We start from the raw sequence: 2,931 nt of genomic DNA, 5'->3' as shown, positions 1-2,931 counted from the left end.
GGTCGCAGCAGCGTTGCGGAGCAATAACAGCTGGCAGCAAGGGAGAGCTAGAGCCGTTCCACCAGACGGGTGGAGCCCGACTGGGCGGCGACCCATCCCCCGGGCGCGCCATCTCGCTCAATGCGCAGCCAGACGGGCACCTGTCCCTCCCCAGCCTGCACCTCCACCACCCGTAGCAGGGCTTGGCGTGGGGCTGTCCCGACAATGGCTCCCGTCAGGCTGGGTTGCTGGCGAATGTTGAGGCCATCGTTGGAGATCACCCGCACCTGTTGTACTCCTTGCCACTCCGCCAGAGGGCCAGTTAGCTCAGGCGGGGGAGTGAGTTCCGTCTGGCCGGGATTGTCGTTCGCGGAGGCGTCGCGTAGCGATATGTCAACCGGCGGCTGCTCAATTTGCACCTGGGGTTGCTCCAGCGGTGGTGCCGGCGGCGGCGTGAACAGGCCCCGCAGCATTTGCCAGATGACCAGCAGGGAGAGAATGCCCACACCGACCACCCCGGCCACTCGCGTCAGCGGTGCGAAGCCCACGGCGGGAAGGGCAGGACGCTTACGGGATCCCAAGCGGCTGCGGCGGTAACGTTCCACTTCCTGCATTCCGCTCACGCCAGCTCCCTCCCGCTGAGGGGAACGGTCTTGGGCGCGTTCGCGACAGCGGTGCGGAGCACTAGAACTCTCATCGGCAAGAGAAGAGACGCCTGCTTTGGGGGTGCTGCGGTAAGAGGGCAAATCCGAGAGGCGCGGGGGTTCTGGCACCCCCTGTTGCCAAGGGGCGGGTGGGCGATACAATTCCTGGGTTGGCTCAGGACCCACCACGGCAGGCAAATGAGGTGGGGGATGGGGGACTTGTTCGCGACAGCGGTGCGGAGCACTGGGAGAGAGCATCCCTGCCGGCGGGTCTTCGCGGCTGGGCATTTCGTCCAGGTAAGCTTGTACTTGGGGGTTGTCGAAGTAGGCTTGCAACGTCACTTGGGCGGCTTCCAGACCGCGGAACTCCGGGAACACCTCCTCCTGAAACCATTTTTCTGTGAAGCGGCACAGACCCGGCAGATGGTCGGGAGAACCGGCGGAGTGTTCTTCGATAAACTGCAAGGCCTCTACTTCTTGGGTGGAGCGCAGATGGGCGAGCGCCTCTTCGGTCTGCCCCAGCAACAGACTACAGATGGCCTGCTCCAGATGCACATCCTGCCGCTGCGCCAGACGAGCCAGGTAGCCGCGAGCACGCCGCACCAGAGCCGGGCGGTTTTCCAGATAACCTGCCGCCAGCAACACCTGCACGGCCAAGTAGGCGGCCACCATCGAGGGACGCTCAGCCTCCCGCTCGAACAACTCCTGCTGTTCTTTGAGGGTGAGGTGGCGACGTACCCGTTGGATAAAGCGCAGGAAATCTTCGGTGCTGAGGCCAGAGCCATCTTGCCCCATCCCCTCGATGCCGCCCCGTTCGTCCAGCATGGCTTTGAGGAGAGCCAGTCCCTGCTGTCGCTCCCCGTTCCCATCAGCGGTGTGTCTTCCAGCTTGGGCGGGAGCACTTTGGCTGAGGAGTTGCAAAATGCGATAGGGGCGCAGCTTGCCCAAATCGATGCGGATCTCCGCTTGCATCTGCGGAAAGGCCTGATACTCCTCCAGCTCCGCCAAGCCCGCCTGTAAAGAACGCGCCGCCTCTTCGTAGGATCCCTGTTGCCAGGCTTCTCGACCCAGTTCCAGACGAGCGATGGCCCGCGCCAAAATGGCATCGGAACGAGCAGGGTGGCCCTGCTCCAACAGGTGTTGAGCCAAGTCCAAGGCAGCTTGGTATTCTCCGGCTTCGCAATACAAGCACAGCACTCCCGGTAGGTGCGCCTCCTCCACCGTCAAGGTGGGATCCGCCGGCATGAGATGTTCGTCGTAGTTTCGCCGTGCCTCAGGGTTCAGCAGCACAGAAGCCGCCTCTTGGATCATTTGAGCGCGAGCTTCCAGAGCCTGTGGCGAGAACTCCAGCAGCCAGGAGCGCTCGCCCGGCTTGAGATCGATCCGCTCCCGGTATGCCTGCTCAATCTGATGCTCATCTGCCCGTGCCGACAGCATCAAAACCCGATAGTAGTCGAGGGGCACCCGCACCGTCATGGTTTTTGTCCGCGCTCTCCTGTTCGTGCCAGCGGGACGGAGTCCTTGGACAACTTACCCGCATCGACTTAACTGTAGTCCTTTTCGTGGGTAAAAGGGATCCCCCCTCGGGAATCGCTGCTCCGCCCCTACCAGTTCCAGCTACCCGGCTCTCCTTTGAAAGGGCCTACGACCTTTGAGGTGATCCAACCGCCGTAGAAATCTCCGGGTTGAGGCCGGACTCGTTCTCCACCTACCCGGCACTCCTGCACACGGCCTGGATAAAAGGCAAGGTAGTCGCGGATGGGCAAAAACGCCGGGCTGGGATCCGGATAGCTCCAGGCGGCATCTACGGCTGTTTGGGATCCGACCTGAACTGTCCAGTAGCAGGCAGCCCCTTTGAACTCACAGAAAGAGGTGCGAGAGCTGGGGCGGAGATACTGCAGTCGAACGTCGGTGGGGGGAATGTAGTAGGTGGGCGGGTGGCTGGTTTCCAGGACGCGGTAGCAACGGCGGCTTTGGGCAATGAGCTCGCCATTGAAGAGAACTTCCACCAGTTCTGTGGTGGGCTCCAGACGAGGTGGGCGCGGATAGTCCCAGACAGATTCTTGTCCTGGATGGGGAGAAATCGGTTGGGGAGACATGGGTCAATATCTTCAATATCTAAAGCAGACGGGTGGCCTCCAGCAGTTTGGCGTACCGGATCAGCAGCAAAGACTGTTGCTCCGGCAGCGGCTGAATAACCCCCTGCTGCTGCAGACGGCTCAGTACCGCCAGGGCTGTCTCCCGGCTAACTTGGCTGATATCGGCCAAATCCTGGGGGGGAGGGTAGACAATGCGCATCCCCTGGGGG

The 2,931-nt window shown here is 62.1% G+C and carries 3 protein-coding genes; all 3 read right to left on the bottom strand.

Translation table 11 applies throughout. From position 1 onward, the window contains the following. Positions 1-47: 47 nt before the first annotated feature. A complete protein-coding gene (locus NW815_RS03220; protein ID WP_414389958.1) occupies positions 48-2,099 on the bottom strand; it encodes an SH3 domain-containing protein in 2,052 nt (683 codons plus the stop codon). 128 nt (positions 2,100-2,227) lie between these two features. Then, positions 2,228-2,722: a DUF427 domain-containing protein gene (locus tag NW815_RS03215; protein ID WP_011433071.1), complete on the bottom strand. Its 495-nt coding sequence runs from the start codon at positions 2,720-2,722 to the stop codon at positions 2,228-2,230. A 19-nt stretch (positions 2,723-2,741) separates the two neighbouring features. Next, a partial coding sequence (locus tag NW815_RS03210; protein ID WP_414415698.1) for a helix-turn-helix domain-containing protein occupies positions 2,742-2,931 on the bottom strand: 190 nt, incomplete at its 5' end.

Origin of the sequence: Synechococcus sp. R6-7, from assembly GCF_047461695.1 — a bacterium.
Classification (GTDB): Bacteria; Cyanobacteriota; Cyanobacteriia; order Thermostichales; family Thermostichaceae; genus Thermostichus.
This window is presented reverse-complemented; position numbering and strand designations above follow the sequence as displayed.